General features: G+C 48.3%; 18 protein-coding genes. 1 reads left to right on the top strand and 17 read right to left on the bottom strand.

Features of this window, described 5'->3' with window-relative positions:
- The coding region (locus BUB85_RS02925; protein ID WP_159434610.1) for a tyrosine-type recombinase/integrase at positions 1 to 261 on the top strand (261 nt) is incomplete at its 5' end.
- A 127-nt stretch (positions 262 to 388) separates the two neighbouring features.
- Here the strand turns inward: BUB85_RS02925 and BUB85_RS02920 are convergent.
- The 17 genes from BUB85_RS02920 to BUB85_RS02850 all read right to left on the bottom strand — a co-directional run bounded on the left by BUB85_RS02920 (position 389) and on the right by BUB85_RS02850 (position 17,712).
- On the bottom strand, positions 389 to 745 hold the full coding sequence (locus tag BUB85_RS02920) for a hypothetical protein (RefSeq protein ID WP_073104751.1): 357 nt from the start codon (positions 743 to 745) through the stop codon (positions 389 to 391).
- A complete protein-coding gene (locus tag BUB85_RS21380) occupies positions 735 to 896 on the bottom strand; it encodes a hypothetical protein (protein WP_159434609.1) in 162 nt (53 codons plus the stop codon). The genes BUB85_RS02920 and BUB85_RS21380 overlap by 11 nt, the downstream gene beginning before the upstream one ends.
- Before the next feature lie 499 nt (positions 897 to 1,395).
- Positions 1,396 to 1,743: a hypothetical protein gene (locus BUB85_RS02915; protein ID WP_242945333.1), complete on the bottom strand. Its 348-nt coding sequence runs from the start codon at positions 1,741 to 1,743 to the stop codon at positions 1,396 to 1,398.
- Entirely contained in the window at positions 1,724 to 2,068 is a 345-nt protein-coding gene (locus tag BUB85_RS21095) for a hypothetical protein (RefSeq protein ID WP_143160651.1), read from the bottom strand. Before BUB85_RS21095 ends, BUB85_RS02915 begins: the two co-directional genes overlap by 20 nt.
- 339 nt (positions 2,069 to 2,407) lie before the next feature.
- The gene (locus BUB85_RS02910; RefSeq protein WP_242945332.1) at positions 2,408 to 3,301 is read right to left on the bottom strand and encodes an Abi family protein; all 894 of its coding nucleotides are present in this window, start codon (positions 3,299 to 3,301) and stop codon (positions 2,408 to 2,410) included.
- 445 nt (positions 3,302 to 3,746) lie between these two features.
- Positions 3,747 to 5,495: a dihydroxyacetone kinase subunit DhaL gene (dhaL, locus tag BUB85_RS02905; protein ID WP_073104743.1), complete on the bottom strand. Its 1,749-nt coding sequence runs from the start codon at positions 5,493 to 5,495 to the stop codon at positions 3,747 to 3,749.
- Between the two features lie 287 nt (positions 5,496 to 5,782).
- Positions 5,783 to 6,679 (bottom strand): LysR family transcriptional regulator, encoded by an 897-nt coding sequence (locus BUB85_RS02900; RefSeq protein WP_073104739.1) that lies wholly within the window; start codon positions 6,677 to 6,679, stop codon positions 5,783 to 5,785.
- A 190-nt stretch (positions 6,680 to 6,869) separates the two neighbouring features.
- Positions 6,870 to 7,799: a transketolase family protein gene (locus BUB85_RS02895; RefSeq protein ID WP_073104735.1), complete on the bottom strand. Its 930-nt coding sequence runs from the start codon at positions 7,797 to 7,799 to the stop codon at positions 6,870 to 6,872.
- Positions 7,792 to 8,616, bottom strand: coding sequence for a transketolase (locus BUB85_RS02890; protein ID WP_073104731.1), 825 nt, complete (start codon positions 8,614 to 8,616; stop codon positions 7,792 to 7,794). Before BUB85_RS02890 ends, BUB85_RS02895 begins: the two co-directional genes overlap by 8 nt.
- Before the next feature lie 131 nt (positions 8,617 to 8,747).
- Positions 8,748 to 9,353, bottom strand: a complete 606-nt coding sequence (locus BUB85_RS02885; protein ID WP_073104727.1) for an SGNH/GDSL hydrolase family protein — start codon at positions 9,351 to 9,353, stop codon at positions 8,748 to 8,750.
- A gap of 4 nt (positions 9,354 to 9,357) precedes the next feature.
- The gene (locus BUB85_RS02880) at positions 9,358 to 10,359 is read right to left on the bottom strand and encodes a lipoate--protein ligase (RefSeq protein ID WP_073104722.1); all 1,002 of its coding nucleotides are present in this window, start codon (positions 10,357 to 10,359) and stop codon (positions 9,358 to 9,360) included.
- Entirely contained in the window at positions 10,349 to 11,899 is a 1,551-nt protein-coding gene (locus tag BUB85_RS02875) for an FGGY-family carbohydrate kinase (RefSeq protein WP_073104717.1), read from the bottom strand. Before BUB85_RS02875 ends, BUB85_RS02880 begins: the two co-directional genes overlap by 11 nt.
- A gap of 23 nt (positions 11,900 to 11,922) precedes the next feature.
- A complete protein-coding gene (gene lpdA / locus BUB85_RS02870; protein ID WP_073104712.1) occupies positions 11,923 to 13,302 on the bottom strand; it encodes a dihydrolipoyl dehydrogenase in 1,380 nt (459 codons plus the stop codon).
- 71 nt (positions 13,303 to 13,373) lie between these two features.
- A complete protein-coding gene (locus BUB85_RS02865; protein WP_073104706.1) occupies positions 13,374 to 14,696 on the bottom strand; it encodes a dihydrolipoamide acetyltransferase family protein in 1,323 nt (440 codons plus the stop codon).
- A 29-nt stretch (positions 14,697 to 14,725) separates the two neighbouring features.
- Positions 14,726 to 15,640 carry a class II fructose-bisphosphate aldolase gene (locus BUB85_RS02860; RefSeq protein WP_073104700.1) on the bottom strand — a complete coding sequence of 305 codons (915 nt, stop codon included), beginning with the start codon at positions 15,638 to 15,640 and terminating at the stop codon, positions 14,726 to 14,728.
- A gap of 75 nt (positions 15,641 to 15,715) precedes the next feature.
- The gene (locus BUB85_RS02855; protein ID WP_073104694.1) at positions 15,716 to 16,729 is read right to left on the bottom strand and encodes an alpha-ketoacid dehydrogenase subunit beta; all 1,014 of its coding nucleotides are present in this window, start codon (positions 16,727 to 16,729) and stop codon (positions 15,716 to 15,718) included.
- The gene (locus BUB85_RS02850) at positions 16,729 to 17,712 is read right to left on the bottom strand and encodes a thiamine pyrophosphate-dependent dehydrogenase E1 component subunit alpha (RefSeq protein ID WP_073104687.1); all 984 of its coding nucleotides are present in this window, start codon (positions 17,710 to 17,712) and stop codon (positions 16,729 to 16,731) included. Before BUB85_RS02850 ends, BUB85_RS02855 begins: the two co-directional genes overlap by 1 nt.
- Between the last annotated feature and the right edge of the window lie 82 nt (positions 17,713 to 17,794).

Genomic DNA, 17,794 nt, shown 5'->3' with positions numbered 1-17,794 from the left:
GATAAATTTAAAGCTGGCAATTATACCCCTCACACGATGCGCCGGACAGCCGCTTCGCATATGCTTGAATCTGGGATTGAAATGGAGGTGATCCGCACATTTCTCGGCCATTCCTCGGTGTATACCACATCTCTGTATGCTGTCCTGTCACAGCAAAAGATGGACAGAGATTTAAAAAACTGGTCTTCAAAGTGGTTCCCTGAAACGAAAGCCGAAAATGAGACACATACAATAAGCAATGTTCCTGGTTTTCTAAAATAAATATAAACCGAAGATTATTCGAGGAGATTGAGTGACAGCATTGGATTCCCCTAATATTTTTGCTATTTCCTCGAATAATCTAATCCAAGGAATAATTACCTGAGGTATTCTTTTTGGTCAATTCCCTTTACTCTTTAAAGTATACAGGAAGCTCCTTGTCTTTTGAACATCCTGCTTTTTCAGGTTTTCTATTGTTCTCTGCTTTTTCTTGAACTTCTATTGGACATACCCTGTCTGCCTTACAAGATCTATTCTCATAATAGAGACAGTACATACAATCATGTTCCTCACGAAATGACTTTCGTTTTTCTTTTGCAGCCAGTGCTCTGTATCTTGTTATCAAGTATTTTTTATCTAACAATTTTTCGGCAGGCTTGTCTTTCTTAAAACAATTATCAAATTCTATATCTGTGTTAATCTGTTCGATCAATTTCAGGAAGTCTTCTTCACTGTTGATCGTAATTCCTTCAAGGTTAAACTGCATTGACATCACCTCCCGGTGTGCCAAATTTCTCTGCAGCTAATTCCTCATATCTTCTTTCTGCATTGCCTGATGCTTTGCATAAGGCAAATGTCATTGTGTAAAATACTGCTATAACTATGACTATAATTAGCTCGACTATCTTTGTTGCCATCCATATCCTCCTTGTTCTAAATACAAAAAGCAGGACCCGATTAGCTTCAAAGTGTATGACAATAGTTTTGCCACAAGCTAATTTAGTCCTGCTTCATTTTCTTATTATTGCATCAACGATTGGATTGATGATAAAATAATGATTATTATATCGAATCAATCTATTATGTTGATATGAGTTTGTTCAGCGCTGTCCAATCTCTAAAACAAATTTGGACTAAACCAGCGAAATTCCCTTTTATTTATGGGCTTTCCTTTGATTTAGTCCTATTATATCGCAATCATCCCCATACAAAAAACGGATCATTCCCCTGCACTCCCCCCACTCCATAAGAAGACTGGCAGTAGAGGGAATAGTAAGGATAATGTTTTCCGTAGAAAATAAAAAAATTGCTGTGATCCCAGTCGTTGCTGCAACGGCCCAGCTCTAACTCCCGAAGGAGATTCAATGGAATTATCTACTTCATCCTGATAATATTTCCATATCTGAAGATTCAGTGCTACTTCATTTTCCTGAACTGCAATTTGAACGATTTCTTCCAGATCCTCAGTGAGTACTCCTGATTTTTCTTCTTATACTTTTGAATTCCAGCAAGCTGTTTTTCCAAACCCTCTATCTCTTTATCCGCCTCTGAACATTTTCTTTCCACCTCCCTTTTATGATCTGCCAATTTTAGTATTTCATCTTTATCAACCTCTTTCAGTGCCTTCTTTCCTTGTTTTTGAATTTCATTTCTGACAATATCGTCAAGCACCGATTTTTTTATAAAGTGAGAATTACATAATGCATTCCCCTTTTTATAATAGGTTCCACATTCATAACCATCCCTACAGGTTACACGTTGCATATTGTAACCACAATCTCCACAAACCAAGATACCAGCTTTTTTCACTTTCCGAAAACGCATAGCAATTCTGCATTACCAAACTATTTCCACCATAACTTTTCTTAATCAATTGCTTAAGGAGCTCACTGTAAATACATTCTACTTCTCTCCAAAAAGCCTTTTCAATATGTTTTTCATCAAGGACTTTTAACACGTCTTCCCATTTATCTTTACCTACAATTTCTTGCAAATCTGATTTTATTTTTTCTTGTTCATCCTCTTCTGCCTTTTGTATTAATTCATCAAACTTTATATCATAAAAGTAATTTTCCATGGCAACATCCATAATACGCTGTTCCCTTTTTTGCATCTTAAATTTATCAAATACTTTATCCTCTGATTTTCGCCGACATAATTTTCAAGATAGCATCTTGGTACATAATGCTCTTTTTTAGTATCCGCCATATTGTTTCTCCGCTTATTCCAGTATATCAATCTCTCTTTTTATGCACAATGCTAGAAGTCAAATAAAGGAAAAACACTCCACTACAAGATCTTGCAATGACGAGTTTTTCCTTATAATGCAAGAGAGCCAGATTTCTCTGGCTCTCTCAAGTATGTGTCCGCAAACACATACCCCAATTAGTATCTATAGTATACAATAACCACCTCTAAAATGCAAGTTTTAAAGAAAGTTTTTCAAAAAATTCATACGTGACGATAAGTCTGGATGAATTACAATCGATGCAACATTCGGATTTACAGAATTTCTGAAGTCCTCTGTTATCTTTTCAAAATCTCGAATGAACGCTTTCAATTCTGTCTTCGATACTTGAAGCAATTTCAAATAATAACACATAAGAATAACATAATCTCCTATGGTTTTAAAATTCACATAAGGTAATCCGATTTCTAGCTTTAAGCATTGCTTCATAGCATTATTCGGATCAATATTACGAAAACGTGTATCGAACACCACCGCATTATGTGCTATCGCACTTCTCAAATCCTTAAACGTATATATGTATTTGAAAAGTAATTGCCTATTAGTGTCACAAGAAACATTAATTCCCAGTCTCTTTGAAATATCATCTCGCACGTCATACGTAAGACACGAAAGCAGGTATCCCAAATCACCCATCGTCATAATTTCGAACAGAGCCCAAATCGGTACACCTGAATAACCATCATTGTTATAAAAATGTGTGATTTTAGGATTATCTTTTTTGTAAGCATACGCCAAACTTGACTGAATGGAGTTTTGCAAATTCAATTTGTTTTGTTGCAGTTTTTTCTTTTGTTCTGTAGTAAAAGTAGCAGGTGCATTTTTATATCCACTAACTACTCTATCGAACATATCTTGAATATTCTCCGAGTTTGCATGAACAAGTATACTTTCAAGGGCAATATTCTTCACTGCCGTTTCAATAAACATCATCTTTCCGTAAAACAAAGATTTCAATGCTGAATCATACTGAATCGTTGCATAGACTTCATCATATGATGTGAATGGTAAACCAATCTGGGCATTCTTAAAAAAGCGATACCCCTTGTATCCATGAAAATATCCAGTATTCATTAATTGCCGTTTCTGAGTACTGCCTGAGATGGCAATTCCATTATTTCGTAAGTGGCGCATTAAGCCATCTGTGGTCTAATAACTCATAAAATTCCTCCGCTATCTTTAGTATGTCCATTATACAGTCTTGTACGATGAAATACAATATGTTTAAAGTATGCTTTTCTCTACTTTTCTTCCATATTGCTCCTTCTTTCGAATTATGCTAAAATGACTGTACTATTTAATATTTGGAGGTCTCATATGGCTATCAGTTCCAACAATATTCAAGTCTATACCACGCTGTCAAAACAGTTAGTAGCTGAGGAGGCGCTTTATGTAATACGAGGAAAGTTCAGAAAACTTCCTATTACATAAAAACCCGCAGAAAGCTTTGTTTTCAAGCAATCTGCGGGTTTTCACTGCAAAAGATAGACCTAAGCCAGAACCCCAGCCGGAACATCCGTTACATCTTATCTTCCACGAATTCTCTCATCCCCTGGAAAATGAGCCACACCGAAGTAGCCCCTGCATCCTGGTATCCGATTGCCCGCTCCATTAGTGACTTGGCGCGGCCGAATTTCGCCTGGTACTTCTTGGTGTCTTCCACTCCCTGTTTTGCCGCCTCCTCAGCTTTCTTCAACATCTCGAGCAGGGTCTTGTCCGTGTTAGCCTCCATCGCGGCCACCGCCGGGGCAAGCGCATCGACCATCGTCTTGTCTCCGATCTCGGCTTTTCCTCTATCCTGAATGGCTCCAAGACTCTTGCGCTCCATTCGCGCAATATCCGCAGCCCCAAGTACGCTCTTCGGTTCTGCATCTTTGGCACCCGCAAGATAAAGGCTGCCGAATATCACACCGGAGGCTCCGCCCATAGACAGTAGCATCGCTTTTCCTGCCGCTGCAAAAACGGCGTATACATCTTCTGTTCCCTGCATCTGCAAAAGCTTTCTCTTTGCTTTCTGCATACCGCCGGCCATGCCGATCCCATGGTCTCCGTCCCCGATTGCACTGTCAATCTCTGTCAGGTACAGCTTCTGTGCAATCACCTTGTCCGCTATGTAAATGAGCATATTTCTGGCATCCTCGGCACTCAGCTCTGTCAGTTCACCGGCTCTGCTTCTGGTGACTGCCGCTTCTTCCACATCATTTTCATCAAATTCCGGCTCCGCCTCTACCGGAGCATTCTCCTCCACGTCACTCATATTCGCTCCTGTGAGCTCGCCCTTTGCATAATACGGGCAGTAACACGGCATATCATACAGTTCTTTCAGTTCGTCGTCCAGCTTGAACAGAGTAATGGAAAATCCGCCCATCTCCTGGCTTGTACAATAGCTGTTCAGATCTGTATCGTGAACTTTGATTCCATCCTTGTCGAGCAGTTCCTTCACCTTGCGGTAGGCAATCGCCAGCTCGGTGATCGTTGTGGAACCCAAACCATTCACGAGCACACAGACCTCATCGCCTGATTTCAGGTCGGCATCCTCCATGATCTGCCCGTACATTTTCGTAACGAGGACATCGGCATCCTCCCATGTCGTACGCAGGACACCGCGCTCCCCATGAAGTCCCATACCATACTCGATTTCATTTTCACCCAGCTCGAAGATCGGTTTGTCCACTCCCGGGAGCTGCGCCGGCGCGGTAGCCACGCCGATTGTTCTCGTGTTATCTCTCGCCTTCTCTGTGACCCTTGTCACTTCCTCCAGACTTCTTCCCGAATCACAGGCCGCTCCGGCCGTCTTGACCACGAACACATCTCCCGCGATACCGCGGCGGTCCTCGATTCTATCCTTCGGTGCAGAAGCCACATCGTCCCGGACACGGACATGGGTTGTTGCAATTCCGTCTCCGTTCAGAAATTCCTCTCCCATATCAAAGTTCAGATTGTCACCGGCATAGCAGCCGTAAACGAAAATGACCCCTTTCCCCTGGTCTACCGCTTTCGCCGTCTCATAGATGGTGTTCGGATCCGGGGAGGCAAAGATGTTTCCGCATGCAGCCGCATCTGCAAGACCTTTTCCCACAAAACCGGAGAACATAGGCTCATGACCGCTTCCACCGCCAATTACCAGCGCAACTTTGTCTTTTCTTCTCTGTTTCGAAATCACTCCGTTAACACTTGGGTGCTTTTCAAAGTACCGTCTGTAGGCGCTGATATAGCCAGCCATCATTTCGTCCACGACGTGATCCGGGTTGTTAATAATCTTCTTCATTGCACGACCTCTTTTCTCATAATATTTGTAGTTATTATTGCGTGCCGCCAGTCGAAGACTGAGGATTCACGCACACTTCAGTGTGCCCTCATTATAACATATTGCATAAAAAAATAGTGAATTTCCAATAATTTATTTACTAAATTTTCTTAATCAGAGCAAGCATTTCTTTAATTTTATCTGTATTTTCACCGATTTTCTTTATGTTTCATTCGTTTTCTTGTGCTTTTTTGACTTTTCGTATTCTGACCACTTAATTTTTTAGTAATCGGTTTCTCTCACCGGAGTTATATCTCTTCGAATATCCATTCTGCGCCCAGCTCTGTCACCACGCGTTTCATGATGTGCAGCAGCTCCGGCAGCACCGGATAGTGGTCGAAGTCCTTCCGGCACAGCATGCTCGTGATCTTCGGTTTCGGACTCTCCAGAATCGGCTGGTAGAGCATTCCTCTTTTTTCCATCAGCTTTGCGATCGTGACCGGGACCACCGCCCAACGGTCACTCTGGGCAACCGCTTCTATAGCGAAGACAATGTCACAGCTCTGCACGCCCACATGCTCAATTCCACCGAACCAGTACTTGTACCACTGAGAATAATTGCTGTCCCACGCGAGATGCACCTCTTTTTCCTGACTGAGCTCGCTGGGATGAACCGGTCCTGACATCCGCCCCTTTTTCCCGGTGATCACGACCAGCTCCTCCCGGTACAGAGAATGGGTCTGCAGCTGTCTGGAATAGCGCAGATTCGGCACAAAGCCAACATCCACATCCCCCGTTTCCAGCAGACGGAACACCTCAGTATAGTGGTTTCCGTCCATGCGCAGCGCCACACCCTTTACCTTTTTCACCAAACGGGAGTACACCTCCGGCATGATATAGGAATTAATGCTGTACCCCGACGCGACGCTCAGCGTCTGATCGATTTCATTGTTCAGAGCGAACTGCGTGTTGTCCCACAGCTCTTTCCATTTCCGCGCGTAGGGCTCGAATTTTTTCCCGTCCGGTGTCAGCTCCGTGATCCGCTGTCCCCGCTTTCTGGTAAAGAGCGTGACCCCCAGCTCTTCCTCCAGCGTCCTGATCCTGGCCGACAGCGTCGGCTGCCCAACATACAGCTCCTGGGCTGCTGCCGATATTGATCCATGTTCGATTGTCGCGATAAATGCTTCTATTTCGTTATTTGTCATTGTTTCACCCGTTTCCTGATTTCTTGTTTTTCCGGTACCGGAACCAGGGCATGTGCCTGATCCTAAATGTCCGATTTCCCTGTCTCTTCATTATAAACCAGGTCCTCTGAAATGAAAAGAACTGCCGCACCGGAAGTTTGATATACCTCTCACCCGATGCGACAGTTCTGTTTATTTGCTTATTTTTTTATTATTTTAAAGCTTCTTTTACCTGTTTTGCAATTCCCGGAGCATCCATCTCATAATATGTGAATACTTCTTTGTTTGTTCCGGTAATAATATGTCCGTCCGGAAGTGCGATCTGTTTTACTCTGGTCGGGCATTTCTCTGCAGTCACCTGTGATACAAGGCTTCCGAGTCCGCCAAAGATGGAGTGCTCTTCCACTGTGACCAGAAGCTTGCTTGCGCCGGCCGCTTTTACGATTGCATCCTCATCCATCGGTTTCAGACAGTACATATCGATGACACCTGCTTCGATTCCCTCTGCCTTTAAGAGCTCTGCTGCTGCCACTGCATAAGGAACCATCTCGCCGCATGCTACGATCGTAACGTCTTTGCCCTCGCCAATGACATTCGCTTTGTTGAGCTCAAATGACATGTTCTCATCGTATACATCCTCTGTTGCAGAACGGCTGACACGTACGTATGCCGGAAGTTCATCCTTCAACAACGCTTCGATCAGCTTCTCTGTCTGGAATCTGTCACTCGGGAGATATACTCTCATGTCCGGAAGTGAACAGAATGCGGAGATATCCTGGCAGGAGTGGTGGCTCATGCCGAGTGCGCCGTAGCTGACACCGCCGCTGATTCCGATCAGTGTAACATTTGTCTTCGAGTAAGCCACATCGATCTTGGCCTGCTCATAGCTTCTGGTAGATAAAAAGCTCGCCGGAGAAGCCGCAAACGCTTTCTTTCCACATGCTGCCATACCTGCCGAAACAGAAACCAGATTCTGCTCCGCAATACCGACCTCTACGCTCTGCTCCGGATATTCTTTGAAAAATGGTGTCAGAGAAGCAGATCCACGGGAATCTGAGCACAGCACCGTGATATCTTTATCTGTTTTTGCGGCGCGAACCAATGTATCACATATTACCTGTCTGTTTGTAATCTTATTCATTCTCCAATACCTCCTCAATCTCTTTCTTAGCCTGTTCATACTGCTCATCCGTCATAACTCCGTGGTGCCATCCAGCCACGTTCTCCATGTAGGAAACGCCCTTGCCTTTTACGGTGTGCGCAAGCACTACGGACGGTTTTCCTGTAAATGTGGCAGCCTCTTTGTATGCCTCCACCAGCTGTTCGCAGTTGTTTCCGTCTGCCACTTCGATCACATTCCATCCGAATGCTGCGAATTTCTCTGCGAGACTTGCACTGCTCATTACTTCATCTGTCGTTCCGCTGATCTGAAGGCCGTTCAGGTCAACTGTTGCGCAGAGATTATCCAGTTTGTACTGGCTTGCAAGCATCATAGCTTCATAGTTGGATCCCTCTGCCATCTCGCCGTCTCCAAGTACTACATAAGTGCGGTAGTCTTTGTTGTCTCTTTTTGCTGTAAGTGCCATTCCGGCTCCCACTGACAGGCCGTGTCCGAGGGATCCTGAGTTCAGCTCGATTCCGTTGACCGCTGTGTTCGGATGTCCGATGAACTTACTGCCATACTGGCTGAATGTCTTGATTGCCTCTTCTTCGTCATAGAATCCTCTTTTGCCGAGCACACAGTACAGGCAGTCTGCACAGTGACCCTTGCTGAGAAGAAATCGGTCGCGGTTCGGATCTTTGATCGTCTCCGGCGAAACATTCATCTCTTCAAAGTATAATACAGTTAAAATGTCAACAACACTTAAATCTCCACCTACATGTCCTGCCTTTGAGTTGTACATCATTTCAATAATGTCTCTCCGTAATTCATACGAAGTTCTTGTCAATGCATCCATTCTTTAACCTCCCTAACGAATCTGTTGTTTTGTTTCTTTCTAAATATATTATAAATCTTAATATTCCATTTGTAAACAGTATAAAAGGCTTCATCCTATCTGCATTTTTGTTTTTTCAGGCATTTTGCGGTTTAAATATCACACTTTTTGATATTCAAACCTTCCCAGCTATTTTTCTGCTGAATCAATTTCTTTTCCATCCAGGATGCGAGCACCCGATTTCCAAGCGGGGTGAGATGAATCCCATCTATATAGAAGACTTTTCTTTTTGAAATGCACTCCCACAGATCCCACACCGGGACTGCATGCTGTTTCCCGTAGCCGAGCAGCCACTCCCGATACTCCGCCAGCTTCTGCTGCACCTCCGGCCCCGCCGCGAACGACAGCCACTCTTTCGTCAGGCACTCCTCATTCACCGGAGTCGGAATCCCCAGGATCAGCTTCACCCCGTTTTCCGCGCACAGGATCCTGATTTTTTCTACATTCTCCTTCGCCGCCCCGCTGTCGCGGCTGAAGAAAATGTCGTTGCTGCCGCCCATAAAGAAAATGACGTCCGGGTGCTTCTGCAATGCCGCTCTCTCAAAACGCCGCAGAATCTCTTCTGTTGTGTTCCCGCTGACACCTCTGTTTATGATCTCCACATCCGGCAGCGCATCAGAAAGAAGGGAAGACCATTTCTCTTCCCTTCTCACACCATATCCGTATACCAGACTATCCCCTATGAAAACAATTCTCATCTGTTCAGTCCTCCACGCCCAGAATCGTTTCCGCAAGCTCTTTATCCGAGATGCTCCCGAAATACTCTTCCAGCTTATATTTTTTCAGCACAGACATTACCTGCGCATATTCAAATCTGCATCCAATGAGTGCCTCTTCGATTTCTTTCGAAGGGCGGAGTGCCATGTAGTCCCCATAGATCCGGCAGTTCTCTATAATGCCCCTGACCACCTCCGCGCAGATCTCCAGAAATCCTCCCCGCAGCTTTCTAACATTGTGGACAGAGCAGGGAATCGGGTTCCCGTAATTCCAGGACCAGGATTCGTACTTTTCTGTTTTCAGCCGCTCAACTGCAGCCAATTCTTCCGGCGTCAGAGTAAGCGTCCTGTACGTATCATCCTGCAGTATCGTGCGGATCAGTATTTTTTTAAATTCGTCCAGCGGGACTGCTTCTTCGAGAAAATCCGTGATATTCCCAACTCTGCTCCTCACCGACTTTACTGATTTCGACTGGAATTTTTCTGCCCGGACATTTAAGCTGGCGGCCACCTGCGCGATATCCGACGCGTAGAGCAGACAGCCGTGATGCAGGATCCTGTTTTTGTGGATGTGCTGTGCCGTACCGGACACCTTTTTTTCCTGCACCAGAATGTCGTTTCTTCCGGAAAATGCGGCCTCAACACCGATTTCTGCCAGTGCGCGGATGACATAGCCGGCAAACTGTTTCATCCCCTCATCGCCGGATTCACTCCGGTCCGTGATAAAGGAATAGTTCAGATTGCCCAGATCGTGATAGACTGCGCCTCCGCCCGTCATCCGCCTGACCACACGGATTCCATGATCCTCCACATACTTCCGGTTGATCTCCTCCAGCGTGTTCTGGTGCCGTCCCACCACGATGGTCCTCTCATTCTGCCAGAGCATAATGATCGTACCTTTCTCATAGTGGGTCAGCAGATATTCTTCCAGTGCAAGATTAAAGTATGGATCCGTGGACTCATTTACCATAAGTATACTATTCTTCATATTTTTTTGCTACCTGATACAGTTTTTTATAATCGTCCTTCAGGTGATCATACAGTTTTTGATAGATTTTAAAATAATCCATATATCTCTCATGGTTCTCCGGTATAGGCTCCATGTAATCAATGTAGTTCACCTTCTCCTTCGCAATGGAGAAGTCCTTGAACAGGCCGCAGGATACCCCGGCGAGAATCGCATCCCCGTACGGCGCACCAACTCTGTTCTTGACAAATGCGGTCGGAACGTTGAACACGTCTGTGATGATCCTCCGCCAGAGTTTGCTCTTTGCGCCGCCCTCGTTCAGAACGACCGGCGCATTCGCCTTGATTCCTTTTTCGAGCATCAGACGGTAATTGTCGTAAAGTGCGTAGGCCACGCCTTCCATGAACGCGCGGATCATATGCCCTTTTGTGTGATGGGTCGCCAGGCCGAACACCGTACCTCTGGCATACACGTCCCACAGTACGGTCCGCTCTCCCGCAAGATAAGGCAGCACGATCAGGCCCTCGCTGCCCGCCGGCACCTTCTCCGCCTCTTTGTTCATGATGTCATACACGTCCATGTCGTCCATCAGTTTCGCGGTCTCCCACTCCATCTGGCAGAAATTATCGCGCAGATAGCGCAGCACCTGACCGCCGGTCAGGACGACCGCGATCGAGATATAGTCGTTGCAGGAGTTCGTCGTATACGCGTCGTTGCAGACCAGATCGATAAATTCCTCACTGTCATTCACGACCCCCATCACACCGCAGGTTCCGAGGTTGATCTGCACATCCCCCGGTGTGATGGCTCCGCCGCCGACAAATCCGGCGTTGCAGTCCACCTGCCCCGCGCACACCGGGATTCCGGGCACCAGTCCCAGCTCTGCCGCCGCAGCCGCCGTGACGTGTCCTACAACCTCCTCACACGCATGCAGATCCGGCATCAGATCCATGCTGATCCCCATCTTGTCCATCAGTTCCTGATTGAACTCTTTTTTGTGCACATCGTAGGCCACACCCCAGAATCCTCCATGGGAGTAGCTCATCGCCGCCACACCCGTCATGCGCAGGCGGACAAAGCCATCGATCGTAAGCACCTTCCAGATCTTTTTGTAATCCTCCGGACGGTTGTTTTTCTCCCACATGATGTTCACCATGGTCGGATAATCTTCGATCCGGTTCCCGTTGATCTGGAAGATCTCTTCCGTTCCAACGTTGTCCCGCAGCCACTCCACCTCTTTGACCGCCCTGCGGTCCATCAGGTTGTAAGCGCGGTTGATTGGGTTGCAGTTCTCATCCACCATGACCATGCACGGCTGTGCCGACGAAATCGCGATTGCAGCCACCTCCTTCGGGTCCACACCGGATTTTTTCAGGCAGTCTTTGATCGTATCGCAGGCCAGCTTCCAGTAATTCTCGGCATCATGCTCCGACCAGGCCGGATGGTCCACATAGATTGGATATTCCTGAAACGAATATGCCAGAACATCCGCATTTTCATCGATAATGCACGCTTTTCCTCCACCGGTACCATAATCTATTCCAAGCAAATATTTTCCCATATATTTCCTCCTGTCACATGCTGTTACCTGACAGCACCATGTATACTTTTTCCAAAGCAGTCCAACGCGGCTTCTTTTATCATCTCCGACAACGACGGATGTGCGACCACAAGCTTCTCCCACTGCTCCAGTGTCAGCTTCTCTTTTACTGCCAGAGACGCAAATGCGATCATCTCCGGTCCGCAGGCTCCCACGATCTGCACGCCCAGCGTTGTTTTTTTCTCAAGATCCATCACCACCGTCACCATTCCGTCCTCGCCCTCTGCGAGAGCCATTCCGTTCCCGCTGTAAGCGAACGTGCCGACCGCCGTCCGAATCCCCATCTCCTCCGCCTTTTCTGCGCTGATTCCAGTCGCCGCAAAAGCCGGTTTTGTGTAGATGCATCTTGGAAGTGCCTCAAGATCCACCGGTTCCTTTCTTCCGAGAATGTGGGCCACCGCCGCTTCTCCCTCCGCATACGCGGCGTGGGCAAGCTGAAAACCGCCGATCACATCTCCGATCGCATAGATTCCCGGGATGTTCGTCTGCATGTACTCATTGACTTTTATCTCTTTCCGGGGCGTGAGCTCCAGGCCCAGTTTTTCTGTGTCAATTCCCGTGAGGTTTGGTTTTCTGCCGGTTGCCATGAGAACCGTATCCGCCTCGATGCGGCCGGTCTCCGCTCCCTCATAAGACACTTGACAGCTGGCGCCTTCTTTTTCAATGGCTGTGACTTTTGTGTCACACAGAATGCGGATTCCCTGCTTTTTCAGTTCTTTCTGCAGGTACCCCACGGACTTTCTTCCCTCCGCAGGATACAGTTCCGGCATCACTTCTATAACTGTGACCTCTGATCCATAGGAACAGAATGCGCTGGCAAGTTCCATTCCGATCACTCCTCCGCCGATTACCACCAGCTTTTTCGGCAGTTTTTCAAGGGCAAGGGCCTGGGTACTGTTGATCGTGTGCTCCACTCCCGGGATCGGGACCGCAGCGGGTACAGATCCGGTCGCTATGATTATGTTCTCCGCCTCATAGCACACTCCGCCGCACTCTGCTTTTTTCGCCTCTTTCACCGAAGCAGATCCGCGGACCACATCCACCTTGTTCGCCTTCAGCAGGTACTCCACGCCGCCGACCAGCTTTTTCACCACAGCCTCCCGACCGCTCTGAATCTTTTGAAAGCTGTAGAGACCGGATTCTCTGAATATTTTTTTACCCACCAGATCCCGGACCTTCTCGATTGCAGCCGCTTTGTCCAGCAGATATTTCGTCGGGATACATCCCACATTCAGGCAGGTCCCGCCTATGTGTTCCCCCTCAAACAGGAGAACGGACGCTCCTTCCTTCGCCGCTGCGATTGCCGCGGAATATCCGCCCGGGCCGCCGCCAATCACCATCAGATCATATATTTTATCGCTCATTTCTTCATCTCCCTTGTGTTCGGATATCCGCCCATCCTGAATCTGTTCTCAGCAAATGAACAGATGCCGTATCAGAGCAGTGCCAGTGCCGGATTCTCAATTACTTTCTTCAGTTCTGTCAAAAACTGTGCTCCGCAGGCTCCATCGATAATGCGGTGGTCAAAGCTCGCCGTGATCTTCATCGTCGGCACGCTCTTCCATTCTCCATCCACCAGCACCGGCCGGTCTTCTGTCGCACCGACTGCCAGTATACAGGACTCCGGCGGATTGATGATTGCCTGGAACTGATCGATGGCATACATTCCGAGATTGGACAGGGTGATGGTTCCGCCTGACATATCGTCCGGCGCCAGCTTTCCTGCTCTTGCCTTCGCAATATTTTCTTTGTTCGCCACCGCTATTTCTGAGATGGTCCTGGAAGAGACATCCTTCACCACCGGAACCACCAGTCCACCCTCCACGGACACTGCAAGTCCGATGTTGACTGCCCGGTGCACGATCGTGCCTTCCTCTGTGTAGGTCGCATTGATCAGCGGGTATTGGCGGATCGCGGCCGTCATGCATTTGAAGAGGATATCATTGAATGATATTTTCCGTGTTCCCGCCGCGTTTACCGTCTTCCGAAATTCGATGCACCTCGTCATGTCCACCACTACCGTCGCGGAGAATACAGGAATGGTCTGTGCGCTCTCCGTCATTCTTCTCGCAATCACTCTGCGCATCGTGGTGTGCGGAATCATCTGTTCCTCCGGTGCCTGCTCCTTCGCCGCCCCGGGCTCTGTCCCCATCATCCGGCTGTTTTCAATATAGTTTTCCACATCCCGGCGTTTCAGAATGTCTTTTCCGGTAAACTCCGCGACCGCCTCGAGGGACACGCCGTTATCCCATGCGGTTTTCTTCGCGTTCGGCATCGCCTTCACGTCCGCCAGCCATACTTTTTTATTCCCCGGCGCGCTCTGGTCTGCCGCGGCTCCCCGTTCCGTCCCGGATGCTTCTTCTCCGGCATAGCGCGTCGGCATGGATTTGTCGATAGGCTGGTACTCGTCCTCCTGCGCCGGAGCTGCTCCGGTACTGTACGAGGCCGCATCATGACCTGAACCGCGCTCCGCTGCTGCCGCACCGCCGCTCAAACGCTGCTCTGCCTCCGCCGCATCGCTCTCTTCTCCGACCAGCGCGATCACGTCACCGGCACTTCGCTGGTCTCCCTCCTCTGCCAAGAGGGCCAGTACGGTCCCCTTCGCAAAACTTTCCACCGTCAGGGTCGCCTTGTCTGTCTCGATTTCCAGAAGGGCATCCCCCCGTTTTACCTTATCGCCTTTTTTCACCAGCCAGGTGCCAATCGTCGAAGTATCCGTTGTCTGACCACCGGCCGGCATTTTAATCTCTTTTATCATCACAATTCCTCCATAACCTGTACCAGATGTTAAAATGCCTTATTTTCGCCGTTCATGGCTTTTATGGTCTCCTCCACATATTGGATGACCGCCTCCTGCTCCTTCACCATGATATCCTTCTGGGCACCGCGTCCGAGAACGTCATTCGGGTCCATCTTATCCACATCATTCTCAGCCAGGTATTGCTTCATCACATTGAGGACCGCGCGCTTCATACCCGTTCCGAAATTTACCTTCGCCACGCCCATGGATGCCGCTTTTGTCAGATCTTCTCTGGCAATACTGGTACCCCCGTGGAGGACAAGCGGAATATCAATTTTTTCTGAGAGGATCTTCAGCGCATCGTAGTTGATCTTCACCATTCCGTCCTCTTTCAGATGGCAGTTTCCGACCGCGACCGCGACCGTATCAATTCCCGTCTCTTTCACAAAGTTATAACACACCTCCGGGTCGGTATCCTCGCCCTCGTGCATCTCTCCTGTTGCCGAGTTAAAGAGCGGGAGCTCGCCGACTTCGCCCTCGACCGCCACACCGTTTTTATGCGCCGCCTCTGCGATTCGTTTCTGAATTGCCGTCAGCTCCTGCAGCGGAATTGCATCCGATGCGAACACCGGCGCGAACATCACCATATCGAATCCGCTCTCGGCCGCCTTCAATACCATTGCCTCGTCGTCGGATTCATTGAGGAGCAGTGCGACCGGAACAGACGCCTCCTCCGCGATCTGGGCGAGCATCGCCTGATACACGCTCAGACTCTCTTTGTATTTTCTCTCCGGCTCCCCGATGTAGGTTCCGCACACCCCGATCATTACCGGCGATTTCATATTTTCCGCCGCTCTCACCACCGCCAGTGTGGACTCCAGATTCCAGCTTTCAAAGTATCCTACCGCATATTTATTTTCCAACGCATGCTTCATTAATTTATCAACCGAAATTCTACTCATATCCATTCTCCTTCTTATCACTCTGCTTCACCAGTTCGCTTCGACTCTTCATTTCTGTCACTACGTTTTTGTCCTTTACGCTTTCGCCAGTTCTCTCGCCGCCTCAAGGATCCGTTCTGTGGAGGGAATCACGAAATCCTCCATCGGTGATGCGAACGGGATTGGTGTGTCATAAGCGGCAACCACCTTGATCGGTGCATCCAGATCGTAAATGTTATGTTCCGCAAAATGTGAGGAGACCTGCGCGCCCCATCCTCCGGTGTACGTATCTTCATGCACAATCATCAGCTTTCCGGTTTTTTTCACGGATTTTTCCACCGTCTCGTAGTCGAATGGAACCAGCGTTCTCGGGTCGATCACCTCACAGCTGATCCCCTCTTCCTCCAGCACCTTTGCAGCCTCCTGCGCACGGTAGCTCATCAGAAGATTGGCAACGATCGTGATATCTTTTCCTTCTTTTCTGACCGCCGCTTTTCCAAATTCTACAGTGTAATCGCCCTCCGGCACTTCCCCGGCAATCTTGATCGCATCTTTTTCTTTCCGGGCTCCTCCGTACAGCAGTTTATGCTCAAAGACCAGTACCGGGTTGTCGTCGCGGATTGCCTGCTTCATCAGTCCCTTCGCATCATACGGTGTGGATGGGCAGATCACCTTCAGGCCGGGAACATGGATAAAGTAGCTCTCCAGGCTCTGCGCATGCTGCGCGCCACGGTTCGTTGCGCCGCAGGGTGCTCTCATAACCATCGGGATGTGGACCTTACCGCCTGACATGTAGCACATTTTGGCGGCCTGGTTCACCAACTGGTCCATCATGCAGAACAGAAAATCTCCATATTGAAGGTCCGCGACCGGCCGCATCCCCGTCATGCCTGCCCCGACACATACGCCGGAGATCAGGATCTCGGCGATCGGTGTGTTTAGGACTCTTTCCGGTCCGAACTCATCGAGCAATCCCTTTGTAACGGTGAATGCACCGCCCATACCTCCTTTGATATCTACATCTTCCCCGAGACAAAATACGGTTTCGTCTCTTCTCATTTCTTCCTGTAATGCCTGTTTTAATGCATCTGCAATTGATAATTCTGCCATTATGCGATTCCTCCTTCCCAATACACTTCTCTCAGTGCTGACTCCGGTTCCGGATCCGGTGCGTTCTGCGCATACTCTACTTCCGCATCGATCTGCGCCTGGATCTCTTCCTCTATTTTCTGAAGTTCTTCCTCCGACGCAACGCCTTCATTCAACAGCCTCGCTCGAAAACTTGCAATCGGGTCTCTCGAAAACCACTCTTTTTCTTCCTCTTCCGTTCTATAGCCGCAGGCATCGTTTCTGGAATGACCGCCGATCCGGTATGTTTTTAATTCCAGGATGGTCGGCCCTTCTCCTTTTCTCGCCCGTTCAATCGCCCGCTCTGCCGCTTCATTGATCGCGAGCACATCATTTCCGTCCACGACCTCCGAAGGAATCCCATATGCTAATCCTCTGTCCGCCGCCACATTTTCCAGGTTACAGGTCATCTTGATGGACGTTGTCGCAGAATACAGATTGTTTTCGCAGACATATACCACCGGAAGTTTCCAGACTGCGGCCGCGTTCAGTGCTTCGTGGAAAGAGCCCTCGTTGCTGGCACCGTCCCCGAAAAAGCAGACCGCCACGTTATCCGTCTTCAGCATCTTGCATCGCAGTGCCACCCCGGCAGCAATCGGTAAATTGCCTCCGACGATCGCGTTCGCCGTCACAGCTCCCACGGAAATGTCGCCGGTGTGCATCGCTCCGCCCTTTCCTTTGCAGCATCCTTCTGCCTTTCCGAACATCTCGCACATCATGGAGCGAAGGGAAACACCTTTTGCCAGATCATGACCCGCCGGTCTGTGTGTCGTCAGAATGTAGTCCTCTTTTCTCAGGTCATAGATCATCCCCACCGCACAGGCCTCCTGACCATGTGACTGGTGGATGGTTCCCGGCATAATCCCCTCCAGGAACAAGTAATAAATCGTTTCCTCGTATTGGCGGATCTCGCACATTTTTTTGTACATCCCGATCGCGCGTTCTTTTTCTGGCATCTTGAACATAATGTCATCTCCTTATCTTATCTGATATTCTTGTCAACATTGTTTGTTTCTTTATATACATATTATAGCGTGACAAAGTTCG

Origin of the sequence: Hespellia stercorisuis DSM 15480 (assembly GCF_900142165.1) — a bacterium.
GTDB lineage: Bacteria > Bacillota > Clostridia > Lachnospirales > Lachnospiraceae > Hespellia > Hespellia stercorisuis.
This window is presented reverse-complemented; position numbering and strand designations above follow the sequence as displayed.

What these genes read in the sequence shown, in the direction of transcription:
- BUB85_RS02895 (WP_073104735.1), bottom strand. Translation starts at nt 7,799, where the DNA reads ATGAATAAGATTACAAACAGACAGGTAATATGTGATACATTGGTTCGC.
- BUB85_RS02920 (WP_073104751.1), bottom strand. Translation starts at nt 745, where the DNA reads ATGCAGTTTAACCTTGAAGGAATTACGATCAACAGTGAAGAAGACTTC.
- dhaL (WP_073104743.1), bottom strand. Translation starts at nt 5,495, where the DNA reads ATGAAGAAGATTATTAACAACCCGGATCACGTCGTGGACGAAATGATG.
- lpdA (WP_073104712.1), bottom strand. Translation starts at nt 13,302, where the DNA reads ATGAGCGATAAAATATATGATCTGATGGTGATTGGCGGCGGCCCGGGC.
- BUB85_RS02875 (WP_073104717.1), bottom strand. Translation starts at nt 11,899, where the DNA reads ATGGGAAAATATTTGCTTGGAATAGATTATGGTACCGGTGGAGGAAAA.
- BUB85_RS02885 (WP_073104727.1), bottom strand. Translation starts at nt 9,353, where the DNA reads ATGAGAATTGTTTTCATAGGGGATAGTCTGGTATACGGATATGGTGTG.
- BUB85_RS02850 (WP_073104687.1), bottom strand. Translation starts at nt 17,712, where the DNA reads ATGTTCAAGATGCCAGAAAAAGAACGCGCGATCGGGATGTACAAAAAA.
- BUB85_RS02865 (WP_073104706.1), bottom strand. Translation starts at nt 14,696, where the DNA reads ATGATAAAAGAGATTAAAATGCCGGCCGGTGGTCAGACAACGGATACT.
- BUB85_RS02890 (WP_073104731.1), bottom strand. Translation starts at nt 8,616, where the DNA reads ATGGATGCATTGACAAGAACTTCGTATGAATTACGGAGAGACATTATT.
- BUB85_RS02900 (WP_073104739.1), bottom strand. Translation starts at nt 6,679, where the DNA reads ATGACAAATAACGAAATAGAAGCATTTATCGCGACAATCGAACATGGA.
- BUB85_RS21095 (WP_143160651.1), bottom strand. Translation starts at nt 2,068, where the DNA reads ATGGATGTTGCCATGGAAAATTACTTTTATGATATAAAGTTTGATGAA.
- BUB85_RS02910 (WP_242945332.1), bottom strand. Translation starts at nt 3,301, where the DNA reads ATGAATACTGGATATTTTCATGGATACAAGGGGTATCGCTTTTTTAAG.
- BUB85_RS02880 (WP_073104722.1), bottom strand. Translation starts at nt 10,359, where the DNA reads ATGAAGAATAGTATACTTATGGTAAATGAGTCCACGGATCCATACTTT.
- BUB85_RS02855 (WP_073104694.1), bottom strand. Translation starts at nt 16,729, where the DNA reads ATGGCAGAATTATCAATTGCAGATGCATTAAAACAGGCATTACAGGAA.
- BUB85_RS02860 (WP_073104700.1), bottom strand. Translation starts at nt 15,640, where the DNA reads ATGAGTAGAATTTCGGTTGATAAATTAATGAAGCATGCGTTGGAAAAT.
- BUB85_RS02915 (WP_242945333.1), bottom strand. Translation starts at nt 1,743, where the DNA reads ATGCAACGTGTAACCTGTAGGGATGGTTATGAATGTGGAACCTATTAT.
- BUB85_RS21380 (WP_159434609.1), bottom strand. Translation starts at nt 896, where the DNA reads ATGGCAACAAAGATAGTCGAGCTAATTATAGTCATAGTTATAGCAGTA.